At 59.7% G+C, this 16261-nt stretch carries 11 protein-coding genes; 5 read left to right on the plus strand and 6 right to left on the minus strand.

The features are described 5' to 3' along the window. The first annotated feature begins 135 nt into the window (after positions 1-135). The 3 genes from A3AC_RS0103700 to A3AC_RS0103710 are packed head-to-tail and all read left to right on the plus strand — an operon-like array spanning position 136 to position 3072. A complete protein-coding gene (locus A3AC_RS0103700; RefSeq protein ID WP_025597413.1) occupies positions 136-972 on the plus strand; it encodes an SDR family NAD(P)-dependent oxidoreductase in 837 nt (278 codons plus the stop codon). 13 nt (positions 973-985) lie between these two features. After that, positions 986-2728, plus strand: a complete 1743-nt coding sequence (locus A3AC_RS0103705) for an FAD-dependent oxidoreductase (protein WP_269663318.1) — start codon at positions 986-988, stop codon at positions 2726-2728. Next, positions 2725-3072 carry an NIPSNAP family protein gene (locus A3AC_RS0103710; RefSeq protein ID WP_025597417.1) on the plus strand — a complete coding sequence of 116 codons (348 nt, stop codon included), beginning with the start codon at positions 2725-2727 and terminating at the stop codon, positions 3070-3072. Before A3AC_RS0103705 ends, A3AC_RS0103710 begins: the two co-directional genes overlap by 4 nt. Before the next feature lie 50 nt (positions 3073-3122). On the opposite strand, the gene A3AC_RS0103715 is transcribed toward A3AC_RS0103710, so the two are convergent. Further along, the gene (locus A3AC_RS0103715; protein ID WP_025597419.1) at positions 3123-4028 is read right to left on the minus strand and encodes a helix-turn-helix domain-containing protein; all 906 of its coding nucleotides are present in this window, start codon (positions 4026-4028) and stop codon (positions 3123-3125) included. Positions 4029-4425: 397 nt separating this feature from the next. On the opposite strand from A3AC_RS0103715, the gene A3AC_RS0103720 reads away from it, so the two are divergent. Further along, a complete protein-coding gene (locus tag A3AC_RS0103720; RefSeq protein ID WP_025597421.1) occupies positions 4426-5793 on the plus strand; it encodes an MFS transporter in 1368 nt (455 codons plus the stop codon). 1124 nt (positions 5794-6917) lie between these two features. Beyond that, the gene (locus tag A3AC_RS29005; protein ID WP_025597423.1) at positions 6918-9116 is read left to right on the plus strand and encodes a PAS domain-containing protein; all 2199 of its coding nucleotides are present in this window, start codon (positions 6918-6920) and stop codon (positions 9114-9116) included. A gap of 651 nt (positions 9117-9767) precedes the next feature. Here A3AC_RS29005 and A3AC_RS0103730 read toward each other — a convergent pair. The 5 genes from A3AC_RS0103730 to A3AC_RS0103755 form a co-directional block, all read right to left on the minus strand. After that, a complete protein-coding gene (locus A3AC_RS0103730; RefSeq protein ID WP_025597424.1) occupies positions 9768-10727 on the minus strand; it encodes a glycosyltransferase family 2 protein in 960 nt (319 codons plus the stop codon). Positions 10728-10763: 36 nt separating this feature from the next. Then, positions 10764-12068 carry a flippase gene (locus tag A3AC_RS0103735; RefSeq protein WP_025597426.1) on the minus strand — a complete coding sequence of 435 codons (1305 nt, stop codon included), beginning with the start codon at positions 12066-12068 and terminating at the stop codon, positions 10764-10766. A gap of 47 nt (positions 12069-12115) precedes the next feature. Then, positions 12116-13069, minus strand: a complete 954-nt coding sequence (locus tag A3AC_RS0103740) for a GlxA family transcriptional regulator (protein ID WP_025597428.1) — start codon at positions 13067-13069, stop codon at positions 12116-12118. Positions 13070-13448: 379 nt separating this feature from the next. Beyond that, entirely contained in the window at positions 13449-14186 is a 738-nt protein-coding gene (locus A3AC_RS31200; protein WP_025597432.1) for a helix-turn-helix domain-containing protein, read from the minus strand. A gap of 480 nt (positions 14187-14666) precedes the next feature. Beyond that, the gene (locus A3AC_RS0103755) at positions 14667-16199 is read right to left on the minus strand and encodes a N,N-dimethylformamidase beta subunit family domain-containing protein (protein ID WP_025597434.1); all 1533 of its coding nucleotides are present in this window, start codon (positions 16197-16199) and stop codon (positions 14667-14669) included. Positions 16200-16261 lie beyond the last annotated feature (62 nt).

The following is a 16261-nucleotide window of genomic DNA, read 5'->3' on the forward strand; positions in this document are numbered from 1 at the left end:
GGCATGGGCCGTGATGCACGGTATGTCCTGTTATATGTAGTCTCTGTCCATTGTTCCACAGACGCTTGAGGCGTTCAATGGCGATACGATTTCAGAAAGCGTAATTGCACGGAAAACTGGACGGAGAGTAATTAGATGGCACAGCAAAAGGAAAATCGCGCAGCCAACCACGGGCTGAATCTTGACGGCAAGGTCTGCGTGATCACGGGCGCGGGTAGCGGCATTGGCGCCGGCATCGCGCGCGCTTTCGCCAGTGTTGGAGCGCATGTCGCGCTTGTGGACCGCGATCTTGCGGGCGCGCGAGCTATCTCCGCCGAACTGCGCGAGACAGGTGCCGTGGCGCAGGCGTTCGGCTGCAACGTGTCGGACGAGGCATCGGTTGCAGCAGCCGCTGACGAGGTTCGCGCGGCGCTCGGTCCGGTCAGTGTTCTCGTCAATAACGCAGGAGTGCTACGCGTTGGATCACTGGAGACAGTTTCGATTGCAGACTGGAACCAGGCCCTCGCCGTGAACCTCACCGGCTATTTTCTGTGTGCTCGCGCATTCGGGAGCGACATGCTGGCAGCGGGCAAGGGCAGCATCGTGCACGTCGCCTCGATTGCGGCGCTCAATCCACAGACCAATAGCGGCTCCTATAGCCCGAGCAAGGCCGGCGTGCTTCTGCTTTCGCGGCAGTTGGCGGCGGAGTGGGGGCCGCGCGGCGTGCGCAGCAACTGCGTACTGCCCGGCATGATCCGCACCGCGCTGTCAGCGAAGTTCTACGAAGAGCCCGGCTTCGAGGCTCGTCGCGCCGCCGCCACGGCGAGCCGCCGCATCGGCGAGCCGGAGGACCTCGCCGGCCCGGTCATGTTCCTCGCGTCTGACCTCGCGGCCTACGTCAATGGCGCCGAAGTGCTCGTCGACGGCGGGCTCGATTGCATGCTGATGGACATGGTTCCGCGTCCCGGCTTTAACGCCACCCCGGCCGCGTGAGCGCCATCAAACCATAACGAAAAGGAAAGTGAATATGGCTAGGGAGATCACTTGCGATCTGGTCGTGGTCGGATCGGGTGCAGCGGGCCTCGCCACCGCGATCACAGCAAAGAAGCGCGGCCTCGACGTCGTCGTGCTCGAGAAGGAGCCGGTGTTCGGTGGTACCACCGCACTGTCCGGTGGGGTCTTGTGGATTCCGCTGAGCAAATACGGCCGCCAGCAGAACCCGGCGGACTCCGTCGAGCGCGTGCGCGAATACATGATGAGCGAGACAGGCAGCAACTACGATGCTGCCGCCGTTCAGTGCTTTATAGAGAATGGGCCGAAGATGGTAGAGTTTTTCGAGCGGCAAACCGAGATGAAATTTGTGCCCACGCTCTATCCGGACTATCACCCTGATGCGCCCGGCGGCGCGGACGTCGGCCGCTCCATCCTTGCCGCGCCCTATGATATTCGCGGTCTCGGCAAGGACATGCAACGCCTCAAGCCGCCGCTCGAGACGATCACCTTCATGGGGATGATGTTCAATTCCTCGAATGCGGATCTGAAGCACTTCTTTCGCGCGACCAGGTCGATTGTTTCGTTCTGCTATGTGGCGCGCCGTCTGGCCACGCACATCAAGGAACTGGCGCTTTACCGCCGCGGAATCAATGTAACGAGCGGCAACGCGCTCGCCGCGAGGCTCGCGAAGTCGGCACTGGCGATCGGCATTCCGATTTACACGTCGACGCCCGTGAAGCAACTGCTGAGCAAGCAGAGCAAGGTGACCGGTGTGCTCGCGAGCGCAGCGGACGGTGAACTTCGCGTCACCGCCCGGCACGGCGTCGTGCTGGCTTGCGGCGGCTTCCCTCACGATCTCAAGCGCATTGCGCAGGTCTATCCGCACGTGAAGCGCGGGGGGGAGCATCTCTCCCCCACACCCGTCGGCAATACCGGCGATGGGCTGACCATGGCTGAGAAGGTAGGGGGTGCCCTCCAGCTTGGCTTTCCCGACGCGTCCGCCTGGATGCCTGTCTCCAAGGTGCCATTCGGCAAGGGCCGCACGGGCGTATTCCCCCATCTGCTCGACCGCTATAAGCCCGGCGTGATCGGTGTGCTGCGGAACGGTCAGCGCTTCACCAATGAATCGAACTCCTACCACGATGTTGGCGCGGCGCTGATCCGCGCCTGCGAGGGTGAGCGGGAGACGGCAATGTGGCTGATCTGCGATAAGGTGGCGCTGAGCAAGTACGGCCTGGGCTATGCGAAGCCCGCGCCGATGCCGGTAGGGCCGTTAATACGCAAAGGCTATCTGATCAAGGGCGAGACGATCGGCGAGCTGGCGCGCAATTGCGGGATTGTCCCTGATGCGCTCGAGAAGACAGTCCATGCCTACAACCTGGGTGCCGCGCGCGGAGAAGATCCGGCGTTCGGTCGCGGTCGTACATCGTTTAACCGTTATCTCGGCGATCCGGACAACAAGCCCAATCCTTGCGTTGCGCCCATCTCGACTGGCCCCTTCTATGCGGTGAAGGTGGTGATGGGCGATTTGGGCACGTTCGACGGCCTGAAGACGAGCGTCACCGGCGAGGTGCTGCGCGCGGACGGCAGCGAGATTGAGGGCCTTTACGCAGTCGGCAATGACCGGCGCAGCGTAATGGGCGGCAATTATCCGGGAGCCGGTATCACCCATGGACCCAATATGACGTTCGGCTTTGTCACAGGGAACGCCATCGCCGACAAGGCCACGGTCAGCAAATTGAAGGTGCATGCATGAGCCGCGACCCCATGTATCTGGCAAAGCCTCTCGTGGATTTCCGGGTCTACACGATCGCGCTGCGCAAGATGCCGGAGTTCATCGAGGTGTTTGACCGGCTCGCCATGCCGATCCTGCTCGAGACGCTTGGGCACCCGCTCGGCTTTTGGACAAGTATGGTGGGGCAGCAGAACCAGTTCACCCATTTGTGGGGGTACGACGATCTTACGGACTACGAACGACGGTGCCTCGCACGGGATACGCATCCGGATTTCCCCGCCTATCTCAAGGCATCGGGCCATCTGATCACGGCGCAGGAGACACGGCTCATTCGTGCCGTCGCGCTAGGGAGCGTCGCGGCGTAAGCCCGTACGCCGTTGTCACTCAATTTATGCAGTTCTTGTCGCGTATCGCACTACGACGGGCCCAATGCGAGATCGCGATGAGCAGAGCTCTGGAATTCGCGGGGCGTCGCGCCCGTCTGCTTGCGAAAGTAGCGGCTGAAATAGGCGCTGTCCTCGAATCCCAAGCTGTGCGCGATCTGCTTGACGGTCATGCCCGAGTAGACCAGATCGCGCTGCGCTTCTCGAATCAGGTGGTCGTTGATTAACGCGGTAGGTGACGAACCCAGTTCTTCGCGGCAGATGCGCCCAAGTTGCGGCGGGGTGACATCGAGCGCGGCTGCATAGAACTCGACCGGGCGATGCTCGCGGAAATGCTGGGCAATCAGCTCGCGGAAGCGTCTGATTTGCTGGCTGCGCCGCGCGGCGAGTGCGGCCACCGGCACGTTTGCATGGTCGACGAGCCGCGCCGCCTGTACAAAAAGTGCCATTAGTAATGACATACCCGCTGCCGTATAACCGGCCGCGCTACGGCGGTATTCGTTTTCCAGCATATGAAAGAGCGGCATCAGCGTCTCGTCGCTGGCGGACGGCCCGCTTACCGGAATCACGGCGGGGCGCTGCAGAACCGCGACGAGCGTTGAAGAAACTGACTTCGCGATGGACTCCAGAGCGCGCTGCGCCGCCGTGACAACGAGGCCGTCGATTTCCGGTGAAAACGCGAAGCTGTGCACCACCTGCGCGGGAAGGATCACGAGGCAGGGCGGGTTGAACGGGGTCTTTTCGCTCTCTATGACGACGTGGCCGTGGCCGCTGCGGATGTACAGAAACTGCAGCAGCGCGTCGTGACGGTGCGCCGGAATGTTCCAGTCGTTGGGCCGGCTGCGCTCCGGAATCCATTCGAAATTGAATGCATCGTGCCACGGGGGCCGCGCGGCCGATGCCTCACCGTACAGCTCATAACTAGGGATTTTCCTCATCTCGCCTTCCCTCATACGTGCAGATTGTCCTGCTTTTCCACAGTTTTGTCCACGATCAGGCGACGCGCTCTGCCTATACTTCAGGCAGAGGGAATCAATGAAGATTTCTTCGTTTCAGACGCAGGACAAGCTTCGAATCTGGCCGGCCAAATGAGCGCGGTGCCGGCGTCATCTGCGGCGCGCGCGTCGTGCACACGTTGGGCGGATGCTGAAACGAAGCTCTCACGCAATGGCGCTGCGGCGCGCCGTGGCAGATACCGGCCGTCCCCCGACTGCGGGTACGGCGCCGCATCAGAATCACATTAATTTCTGGAGACATCGCAATGGAAACGCTCTATCGCGTCGGCCCCGCCGGCGCGTTGCCCCCGCTCGTCTATCACGTTGCTGGAGGGCTGTAATGAAATCCGATAAACGCATCGTGGATACGCAGGCCTTCATTGACGGTCAACGGTTCTCTCCATTTCAGTGGGTCATTCTCGTGCTGTGCTTTCTCGTGGTCGCCGCCGACGGCTACGACACGGCAGCCATTGGCTTCATCGCGCCATCGCTCGTGCAGCAGTGGGGCATTGCGCGTGTCGCGCTCGGCCCGGTGATGAGCGCGGCGCTGGTTGGGCTAGGCATCGGTGCGGTGCTGGCCGGCCCGCTTGCCGACCGGCTCGGACGCAAGACCGTGCTGGTGTTTTCCGTCGCTTTCTTCGGGCTGTGGAGTCTTGCGGCGGCATTTGCGGGCACGGTCGAGTCGCTGACCGTGCTGCGCTTCTGCACCGGTCTCGGCCTCGGCGCTGCCATGCCGAACGCCGTCACTCTGATGTCCGAATATGCGCCGACGCGCGTGCGTGCGGTCGTCGTCAATACGATGTTCTGTGGCTTTTCCGCTGGCCTCGCGCTCGGCGGATTCGCGTCCGCATGGCTGATTCCGCATTTGGGCTGGCAAAGCGTGCTGGTCGCCGGCGGTGTCGGGCCGATCGTCCTCACGGTTCTGTTGATCCTGTTCTTGCCGGAGTCCGTTCAGTTCATGGCGGTACGCAAACGTGCGGACGCGAAAATCGCACGCATCCTAAGCCGTATTGCACACGGCACGACGCTTGAAGGTTGTGGTTTTGTCGCGCCGGAGGGTGGCGTAGGCGGGAAGCGTGAATCGGCGATTCGCGCCGTCCTGTCGCGACAGTACCGCTTCGGGACATTGATGTTATGGCTCGCGTACTTCATGGGCCTTCTGATCTATTACCTCCTCACCAACTGGCTGCCCACGCTGTTTCGCGACACGGGCTTCTCCGGCGCGAGTGCAGCCCTGATGACCTCGCTTTTCCCGCTGGGCGGCGTGCTGGGCAACCTGTGCGTCGGCTGGTTCATGGACCGCCTGAACGCCAATCGCGTAATCGCGGCCACCTATATGCTCGCCGCGTTAATGGTTCTGCTGGTACGGCAGGGTGTCGGCCACCAGTTGTGGCTTGGCGTGCTCATTTTCTTGACCGGGACGCTGGTCACTAGCGCAGTCACGTCGATGTCCGCGCTGGCCGCCGCTTTTTATCCGACGCACGGGCGGGCAACTGGCGTTGCCTGGATGCTCGGCGTGGGGCGCATAGGGGGAGTGGCAGGCGCACTGGTCGGTGCCGCATTGATGGACTTTGGCTGGCAGATCGGCTCTGTGTTCAGCCTGCTTGCCGTGCCGGCGCTGGTCTCCGCGTGCGCGCTGTTAGTGATGATTCGGCGTGGCACGGCCGCTTCGCAAACGCGCACACAGCAAAGCGTGCCGATGCACTAGGCAAGGTTAAGAGTCGTTCTAGTCGTTAGTTCCTGTCCAGAAAGTTAGGTGCGAACAAGTAACTCAGGCTTGGAGAACCTGGAAGAAAAACTTGTCGCATTAGCCGAGCTTTGCCCAAACAGCGCATCGCCTTGGGCGCAAAGCGGTCTGACGTTGTCCCCCGTGCTGGACGAAGGCATCACATGCAACACAACGTGTTGATCACGTAAGAACCGCGAGAGAGCGGTTGTAGTCGGCCTCCCAATAAAGACGGGTTCTCTTAGACAACGAATAGGTCAGGCTGACGATCCCGAGATCTCGTTTGCCATCGGTGTTCTGCAAGCTTGTCTCCTACACTCCTGCGCCAACGCGCAGAAATGTAGTTCGCGCCCGCCTGAAGACGCCGGTGGATATATACGGTGCAGCCCTCGAAGAACCCGCTTTTGTCTTGCATGCCCGGGCTTCGAGCGGACCCATCGTTGAAATCACCCCCTACGCCGCCGAACGGGTTCTCGACGGTGCTTGCCCGATCGCCGTGAAGCCGGGGAATACTTTTCGATAGCGAGCAACCTTTGACGGACCGACCGCTCGATTTCAGCCTCGACATCATCGGCGTCATGAGGGTCTTCGCAGCGTAGTGAATTTACTTTGTCGTCCTGAGAAATTCGAGTCGATCGGCTACCCGTTCGGTGCTAGAACAGCCCGCCGCCGTAGCGTGAACCGGCACCATCGTTGCCGGCGCCGACGATGTCGATATGCCATGCCGCAGGCAGCTTCGCGAACGCGAGCCGCGAGCTTTAAGAGCGGTTGCAGACTATTGGCAGCGGTACCGGTCCGCTTCAGCGGACTTGTTAAGCTGCATGATGGAATCTTATGCCTTAAGCTCGTCGTGATGTGGCTATTTTCGTTTGTGCCGGTCTGGGTGCACCGTTATTGACAATAGCTGCGCACCATTGTGGGTCATGTCCAGGCGTCAAGAGGGTTGACAGAACTCCACCCCTTTAAGATAGTTATCAAGCGGAATCAAGCCGATCTTTCACCACTGAATGAACATACTGCGGGGGAGTGTCGCGCTGGCTGATAGATAGCCAAATAGAGACGCTCCGCATCCTCCCTGCTAACGTCTCTTTAGTCGAGCCACCGATATGAATTCCATTTTTCGCGAACAGGGCATACAGGGAACGCACTTGGACGTCGCACCGTTTCCCTGCTGCCGGATACACTTCGACGGCTCAATCGTCGATTTCAACGACGCGGGCGGCGCGCTCCTCCGCCTGGACACCGGTACTTCGCGACTTCCCGCCCTGCAGAACCGTCTATATTGCGACGACATAGAGGCGGTGCTCGCGGCATTGGGCTCTTCGGACCAGTCGTTCGAAGCGGACTGCCGCGTTGCGGTCCAGCCGGAGGCGTTCCGCTGGTTCATGCTGCGTGGTCAACGTATACCGGGCATCAGCGCGAATACCTGGCTTTGCTGTCTCATCGATATCGATGCACGTAAGGCACGCGAGACTGAACTCGGCCGTGAACTGCGTATTCGCAACGACATGCTAGATGCGAGTGTCGACTGCATAAAGGTCATCACGTCTGACGGCCTGCTAACGCATATGAACAAGGCGGGGTGCAGCGCGCTTGGTGTGCCACAGGACTCGTCCTTGGGCATGCCGTGGACCGATCTGTTGCCCGAGTCAGTGCGCGCGTCCGGCAGGGCCGCGGTGGCGGCGGCCAAAGACGGGAATGCAGCACGCTTTGCCGGCAGCAGTCGGTTGCCTGGGGAGCCGCCGCGCTACTGGGACAATATGCTGACCCCCTTGCAACGGAAAGGGGACGAAGTGACGTCGATTCTCTGCATGTCGCGCGACATTACACTGCAGCGCGAGGCGGAAATCCGGCTCGAGCTCGCGCTGCGCGCCACAGACGACGCCATCTGGGACTGGGACGTCCATACGAATCGAATGCGTTGGAACGAGGCGATGCTGCGCTGCTACGGATACGCCGCCGAAGGCGTCGGCGAGACGCCGGCGTGGTGGCTGGAGCGCATTCATGCGGAAGACCGCTCTCGCATTCAAGCGACGTTGAGCAATGTGCTCAAAGGAAGCGACTGCAAATACACTATTGAATATCGTTTCCGACGTGCGGACGGACGCTATGCCGACGTGCGCGAACGCGGCTATCTCAGCCGGGACAAAGACGGCGATGCATTGCGCGTGGTGGGCACTATGCTCGACCAGACGGATCGCAAGGCCATCGAGCGCAACTTACAGCAAGTGAACCGCGCGCTCGAAGAGAGAGCGAACGAGCGCACGAAGGAACTCGAGCGACTATGGAATACGTCGCCGGATCTGCTGCTCGTGCTCGGGCCCGACGGCATCATCCGGCGCGCAAGTCCAGCCGTGAGAGATGCACTGGGCCGAGAGCCGGATGCCATCGTTGGGCACCACGTCGGCGAGTACGTCATGGAGGAAGACGCGGGTTTGCTTGGCCGCGCGCTTTTGTGTGAGCTCAGCGAGTCGTCGCCGGCCGTAGAAGTGCGTCATCGGCATCGCGATGGTTCGTGCCAGTGGATCGCTTGGGTTGCTGCTTCGAGCGGCGCAGATGTCTTCGCGACCGGCCGCGTAGTTACGGCGGAGAGGAACATGCAGGCATCATTACGCAAAGCCGAAGAGGCGTTGCACGAGGCGCAGAAGATGGAAGCGATCGGCCGCCTGACCGGAAATGTCGCGCATGACTTCAACAACCTGCTGCACGTGATCAAGACATCGGTCGAACTGCTGCGCCGCCCAGACATCCCGGCGCATCAGCAGGCGCGTTGCGTCGAGGCTATCTCGAGCACTGCGGATCGCGGAGCACGACTGACAAGCCAGTTGCTCTCATACGGTCGGCGTTCGACCCTTGCGCCGACATGCTTCGATGTCGGCGCCAACATTCGCGCGCTGCGAGAGCTGTTTGGAACTCTGGTGGGACGCGGGATCGAAATTGAGATTAATGAAACGCGGGCCTGTCGCGTGTTTGCGGATTCGAACCAGTTCGACACCGCAATGATCAACATTGTCGCGAATGCATGTGATGCAATGAATCGCAAAGGATTGCTAAAGATAGGCATAGACTCGGGCGCCGACGGATTCGTCGCTGTATCCGTCGAGGATCAGGGCCATGGCATTCCAGCGGACCAGATCCAAACAATCTTCGATCCGTTTTTTACCACCAAGCCGCCGGGACAGGGCACGGGCCTTGGGCTTTCACAGGTCTTCGGCTTCGTGAAGCAATCAGGCGGCGATGTCGTGGTCGAAAGCACCGTTGGCGTCGGATCTAAATTCACTCTATCTCTGCCGGAGTGCAGGTAAACCCAAGGTCAATCCAACCGCGCACTTGCAACGTCGGCGTTGCCAGGCCATGCGCCGCCGTGCCCGTCAAGGATCACGCCGCCGTTGCACTGTAAGGTTCGTGCAGTTTCAGCGCTAAAACGAAGTGAAAGGGCGGCGCAGTCGATGCGTTTTCCCTGCTGCTTTTCAGGCAGAAGTTATTGTTAATGAGCATACCGAATTCAGATATGCAACGATGATGGACGGTTGAATCAGAAGAGCGAGCCACTGATGATATTGCAAAAAGAAGTGTGCAGCAGAGAGTGGAGGGCGATCTATGCAGGCCAACGGATACCTTCCGACGTCTAATTATGGAAACGGGATTTCTACGAGAAAATTAAAAACTAAAAAAGGATGCGTCGATTTCCGGATGGCTTAGTTATTTTGGACCCGAATATTGTCATATGACAGGCCCGACTGCGGACAGCATCTCATTTGGGCTTTCGAGCTTGAGTGAACATGCTCCCGTTTTCGAGTGTCGTCGAAGATCGTCTGTGCCTGCGGGATATCGTATCGGATGTCGGAGGCGAAGCCGCGTGTTACTGCAAAATTGACCCCGCGCTCACGGTTCGCGCGATCACGAACGCTTGCGCGGCGCCGCCATGGTCGCGGCACCGTGCCAGAAAAGCTTGCTCAGATCTCGGGCTTCAGTCGATACAGTTCCGGCACGACCGCGAGCAACAGACGCTTCAGGGAAAAAAGCCGCGGCGAGATATGCGTGGCCACGTACCAGGTTGCCGCGACGTTCATGCAGCGCAGCTTGAGATCGGGCCCGACGAGCGCGCTTGCGAAATGCAGGTCGCCGAGCGTCTTGCCGATGATCTCCTGCTTGATCCGTGCACGCGCCGGTGATTCGATGGCAATGAAAGACAGCTCCGAGATCTCGTGAAGCAGCCGGTACATGCTGTTGTAATGATGCAGCGTTTTGGTGGTGAACATCGTCGAGTCCATACGCAGACGCCTTTTGAACAGCGCCTGATTCAGTACGGCGAGCTTGATTCTTTGCTGCAGCAGCAACGCCGCGAAAAAATGATTGTCCTCATACACGATGCCTTCCACGAAACGCAGATTGCCTATGGCCGAACGCCGTGTAATGAAGCAGCATGGCGAAACGAAATAGCGCCCTTGCCGCAGCGACTCCACCACGAACTCATCCGACCAGAGGGTTGCGGTTCCGAGCGGCCGCCTATAGCCGTTCACTTCCTGCTTGTACATGGGCGCGTCATTCGGAAACACTGCCGCTTCGAACATGACCGCATCCATCTCGGGATTGCCGAATTCCCGATGGCAAACGCTCAACGTGTCGATATCGATCAGATCGTCGCTGTCCATGTAGTACACGTACGAGCCCGTCGTGAGCGAGGTACCGAGATTGCGCGCCGCGGATTGTCCGCGGTTCGGCTGATAGACGTACCTGAATCGCGAGTCGGTTTCGCAATAGCGCTGCGCAATTGCGGCGGTGCCGTCAGTGGAGCCGTCGTCAACGATCATCACCTCGAAATCCGTGAAGGACTGTCCCGCAACGCTGGCCAGCGCTTCGTCGAGATAGTGCTCGACGTTGTAGGCGGGCACGATGATGGAAAAAGCTGGCATAAGGCACCTCGATTGTTTGATAACCAGAACGGCAACTCAACCGGCATCCGCGCCGCGCGCTTCCTGACCCGCCGGCGATGCAACGGAGATATGCGCCGCGCCTCGCGAGGCGGGCGCAACGCCGCGAAAATACAGCCACATGAAGGCCGCCGCGCCGACTGTTTCGGTCAGGATCACGGCGACGATCGTCCCTTTTGCTGCGCCGTAGCGCGTGAGCGGAACGACATAAAGAAGATGCAGAACCGTCGCGCCGAGAAAGACATTGGTCAGCGAACGCGCCCGGCCTTGAGCGAGCAGCCCCAGGTCGCCGAATACCACGGCTACGCTGATAATCGGCGGCAACACCGCTTCGAGTCTCAGAAGAGGAATCGACGCATGAAACTGCGGGCCGACCCAGGTTTCGATACCCCACGCGGCAAGCAGCTCGATGCCGATAAAGAGGCTCATCGACGTCGAGAACACGGCGAGCATCGCCATGCGCATGAGGCGCTGCGCAGCTTGCGGATCGGTTGCGTGGAATTGACTGATGCGCGGATAGAATGCCTGACTGATCACCATGAACATGGCCTGCGCTGCCACCCGGATCTTGTCGGCCATCGCGAACTGACCCACTACGTCCGGCCCGTGAAAGTAATTCAGCAGGATCGAGTTGAAGTTCACATAAAAGCTGATCAATACAAAGGAGAGGAATAACGGAAAACCGTCTTTCAACGCCGCGACTATCTTTTTCGCGGAAGTGCCGACGAGTTTCACCCATCGGTTGCGGTGAAGAATCCACAGTGCGCAGACGGCAAGCAGTACATTGCCGAGACTGACGCCAAGTGCGGCGAGCGCGGCATCCCCTGGTCCTTTGACTGCGAGATAGACGAACGCAAGGCCGAGAAGCCGGGAAACAAAAGTCGGCAACACCAGCGCGCGCATACGTTCAAGGCCCTGAAAAAGCCATACGGGCGTAACAGCGTTGGCAACGATGCCGATGAATAGCGCGGCGAGTACATCGGCATGCTCACGCAGGTCTGGCACGAACACGATGCCCGCAGCGATCAGAAGAAGCGCCGCGCCAACCAGTAAAAGCCGTGCAGCGCACGTGCTGGTATAGACCTCGGCGAGACGTTTGGGATCACCGCGCGCGACCGACACGTGCCGCGTTGCCGTGAAGTTGAAGCCATAGTCGGTCAGCAGCACCATGTATTGCGCGACAGCCTGACAATAAGCCAACACCCCGAACTCTCTCGCACCGAGTACATGACCCAGGTAGGGCAACATCAGCAACGGTACGATGTAATTGCCGCCCTGGATCAGGATCAGATACAACAGCGTCTTGCGAATCGGAGTGGTCATGGAAATGCGCCTGGTGCAATGGTGGCTTTCTTCATGCGTAAGCCGCTCTACAGGCTCAAATGCCGCTGTGCGCGGAATTCGGTGGGTGACATGCCGTACCTTTCCTTGAAAAGACGGCCAAGGCGGTTGCCGTCGCCCATGCCGCATCGCCGCGCAATTTTTCCAACCGGGATATTGGTAGAACTGAGCATGGTGCGAACCACGTCAAAGCGTGTGCGCAGCAGGTACTCCAGGGGCGTCATGCCGAACTCCTGCTTGAAACGGCGGCGGAAATTGCGCTTGCTCATTGCTGCGGATTCCGCTGCCTGTGCAATCGAAATGGGCTTGCTGTAGTTCTCCTGTATCCAGCGCGCCGACTCCCGGACCTTGCTCGCGGTAGTCAGCGATTTCACGTCGCCTTCGCGCGGCCTCGTGTGCTTGAGCGCATTCGTCTGCAGTTCAACGGCGACCTTTCTGGCTATGTGCGGACCGAGGTCGCGCTCGATCTGCGAAAGGGCCAGCTCAGTGGGCGCCGCACCACTTGTGCGGGACGTCGCGGGGTCGTCGTCGAATAGAAAGACAGGTACTGCGAGCCGTGAAGCGTTTTTGTAGACCACCGCAAGCTTCGACCCTTGCGTAATGCGAAGCGATGCAACGGCGCCCTGGCGCGTGATCCACGAATGCAGGCGGTCGTTGGGCTCCGTGGCCACCGTGGCGTCGCGGCACGCCACGAAGAACGCGTGAAAGTCGCTGACGCTGTAGCGCTTGAGCTGCTCGGTGACGATTGAAATGCCACACGAGCTCGTCACAAGGCCTCCTTCTTCCGACAATACCGTGAGCCGGTACGGAGCACCCTCGCCACGGTGCACCTCCGCCATGTTGGCGAGGCGGAAAGCGTCGCCAATCGCACCTGCACTTGCCGTGAAGAAGTTCTGCGACACGAGAAGGCCAATGTGCATCGACGGTTCGAGACAGTCGGGTCTCTCATTGACGAGTGGAGTGGAGAGTTCAACGAGATCCATCACGATTAGGGCTCCCAATATATTTATAAAATGCGCCAGAAAACGGGCGACAGTGAATTGTAGTGACCGCGGATTGCGCAAATGTGCTGTCAATCGGAGGCTCAGCCGCCAATTCCTTGTCGCGCTTCGCCAATGCGCGCCGCGTCTCAAAGCCGCTATCTGCGCCGCTTACTGGCCCCGATTGCGGCCCCGATTGCGGAGAAAATCCGCGCGGGAATCAATGCAATCGCAACCACCACAAAGACGACGATTACGGCCAGAACATAAACAGTTGCAAACCCAATCAGTATCGCCGTGAACATGACTCTTTCGGCACGCGATGCCAGCGGCAGGTCTCGCCAATGACCACGCGGCGGGCCTTCTTCCATGTCGTACCCACTCAGGCAAAACCCGTGCGCCCGCGGCGCCGGTACTCCGTTGGGGAGACTCCAAAGCGCTTGCGAAACAGCTTCGCGAGCTGCGATCCATTGCCCATGCCGCTTCGTCGAGCGATCTTGTCGACCGGAAGATCCGATTCGGTAAGCAGCCGGCAGGATCGTTCCAATCGGGCCTTCAGCAAATACTCAGAAGGCGTAGTGCCGATCTGCCGCCGGAAGCGGCGCAGGAAAGTCCGCTCGCTCATCGCCGCGGTCTGAGCGACATCGGCAATGGAGATGTCGTGCTCACAGTTGTCGGTGAGCCATTGCGCGCAAGCGTGCATCTTGTCGTCTTCCATTTTCGGCTTGCCCGATGTTGCTGGGCTTGCGCAATCCGCCTGCGGAAGAAAGGTGATACGTATTTCAGCGGGCCGTGCAATCACAGCGCCATGATCTGTGTGGTCCAGGATCCATACCGGAGCAATCAGGTCTTGACAATCCAGGCTGGACCTGACAATGGAAGCAAGCGTTGCATCCGTATCCGGTGCAATCAGCATCTGCAGTTTGTCGGCGCTCTCGTGTGCGCGGCGAGTGGATGCAGCCTTTACGGTAGGAGGTCTTTCAAAGTTCATTTCGCTTTCGCCGCATTCGAGTTCTCGGCTCGAAACAATATCAATGCGTGCATTCGTATTAATTAGACGAAGTACTTGTGCCGCTTTATCCGTCGATAGGAGGCAACTAGCGGAGCCGAGTTCATTCATGCTGTCTCCTGGTCTTCAGGGTGTCGCGAGTTATTGGTTGAATGCCGCTCAGCTATGACAGTGCTTTTATCGGGCGGGAGCGAAGAAGCGTCGGTGAGGACGATGCTTACGCAATCTTTCTTCGTCGGGTTTTGAGTGAAAGAATAGCTGTAAGGCTAGTTGCATGCTCACCTAAATTCAGCCTTCACCGGCCAACCTTGGCTGACAACGCAGATGTGCGTTATGGCTTGCGATGCCGCGAATGAGCGCATGCGCCCCGCTGACGCAAACCCAGTTTAAGTACCTTGGGAAAGCCGTTTAATCGGCAGGAAATACGGCAACTTAAAGACCGCTGTTCGCGGTACATGGAAATATATACGTAGGAATACGAAGTAACGTAATGAGCGGTTATTCGCAGTAGCGAAATTACCCTGGCCTCTCGCGGGTCGGCATCGGCGTGCGTGCAACCGTCAGTTCTTTCATGACTTCCCGGTGGTCCGGTCAACCGGCATCCGTATGCAATGCGAACTCGCCGGGGGCATCGGCGGCTTCATGCTGCGTCTGTCTGTGCTGAATGGCGTTTGTCTCTTCAGTACCTGTGTATCGGCGGATCACGTTGCGCGTGATCTGCTGCACCACGCCGTGGCTTTTCGCCGTGCTATCCGCTAGTGCGCGGGCCCAGTCGGTCGTGCCCACGTTGAACACTTCTCCGGCGCTGCGGCGGCCGTCCCGCAACAGCGGACGGAATATGCCAATCGCGCCTGCGCCACCCATCTCCCATCCGGTGAGCCGATTCGTGACCGCCAGCGTTTCGAACGCATCATCAGGCCAATCCGGCGGGATGCCGTCGGCCTCGTAGCCGACGAGGCGATCTTCCGCGCCAAAGGTCTCGTCTCTTTGCAATTGAGTGCCCGCGAAAACCCAATGTTCCGGACGTTTGACCGTAAAGCCGATTGCTTCACGCTCGCATTTGACCCAGCGCCGACGCCAGCGCGACCACGTGCCCCAGTGGCCGCCGCCATGCTTATATGTCAGTCCTATCAGATTGCTTTCATTGCCGCTCACGCGCGGGTCGAGGTCGATCTGTTCCTTCAGTGCATCCCAGCTTTCCGCGAGTTTGCGCATTTCAGTCGGCCGGTCCGGTTCCGAGCCTATAAACCTCACGGGCCGGTAGCACGTATTGCCGCTGAAAACCGCGACGTTGCCGCCCTGCGTGACGAAGTACGCAACGTGCGCGCGCATTTCCTCGCTCCAGTACTCGTGATGACCGACGCTCAACATGCAGCGGTAATGTGTCAGATCGAGTGTGGTTGCATAGTGCAGATCGAGGTCGGTGTAGAAGTCGCAGGCAACGCCTTCCTTGCGCAGCCAACGTATGAACTTTGCGTCCCAATGAGCGAATTGCTGACGGGTCGAGCGCGTGTCGTATGGATCGACCGGCTCGCCGAGCCGCGCGCCAAGCCCGCCGCCTGGGCGCCGCAAGCTGACGCGGTTTGCCGCGCGATATCGGTGAACGCGGTCGTCATAGAAGCTTCCACCGCCCGTCGAGTTATAGGCGTGGTACGTGGCCGTCGGAATGATGTACGCAAGCGCCGCCTTGGGCATGCGAGGGCGAGCGATCACGAGCGCCATGCTGTCGCTTTGCGGCCGGGCCGCGAACACCGGCCGATGCGCGACACACGAGCGCCCGAGTTCATGGGCCGGCTTGCCCGCGGCGTCGACTTCATACGCAATCGCCACGTACGCGCCGCTGTGCAGATTCGATACGTTTGGCCGGATGGTGATTGTCGGCCAGTTCCAGTCTTCGTCGAAACGCATCGGCGCGCTATTGCCCGTCGATTCGAACACGTATTTGCCATCCACCAGATTGGCGCCCACGCCGTTCTTACCCGTGACGACCACTCCACACAGGCTGCTGAGCGACTCGTCGTCCTGTTGCTGATAAATGGCGATGCTAAAGCGCCTGTTCGGCTGCACTGCGAGTTCGAAGGACGTTCCCGCAGTAAAGCTCGGATGAATCGGATAGATCTGCATGTTCGCTTTCCTTGCGCGAATAAGCCGGGCATCGTCCCGCCAATGAGTTCCGATTGCATTGC

It is taken from the genome of Burkholderia sp. WSM2230 (assembly GCF_000472445.1).
GTDB lineage: Bacteria > Pseudomonadota > Gammaproteobacteria > Burkholderiales > Burkholderiaceae > Paraburkholderia.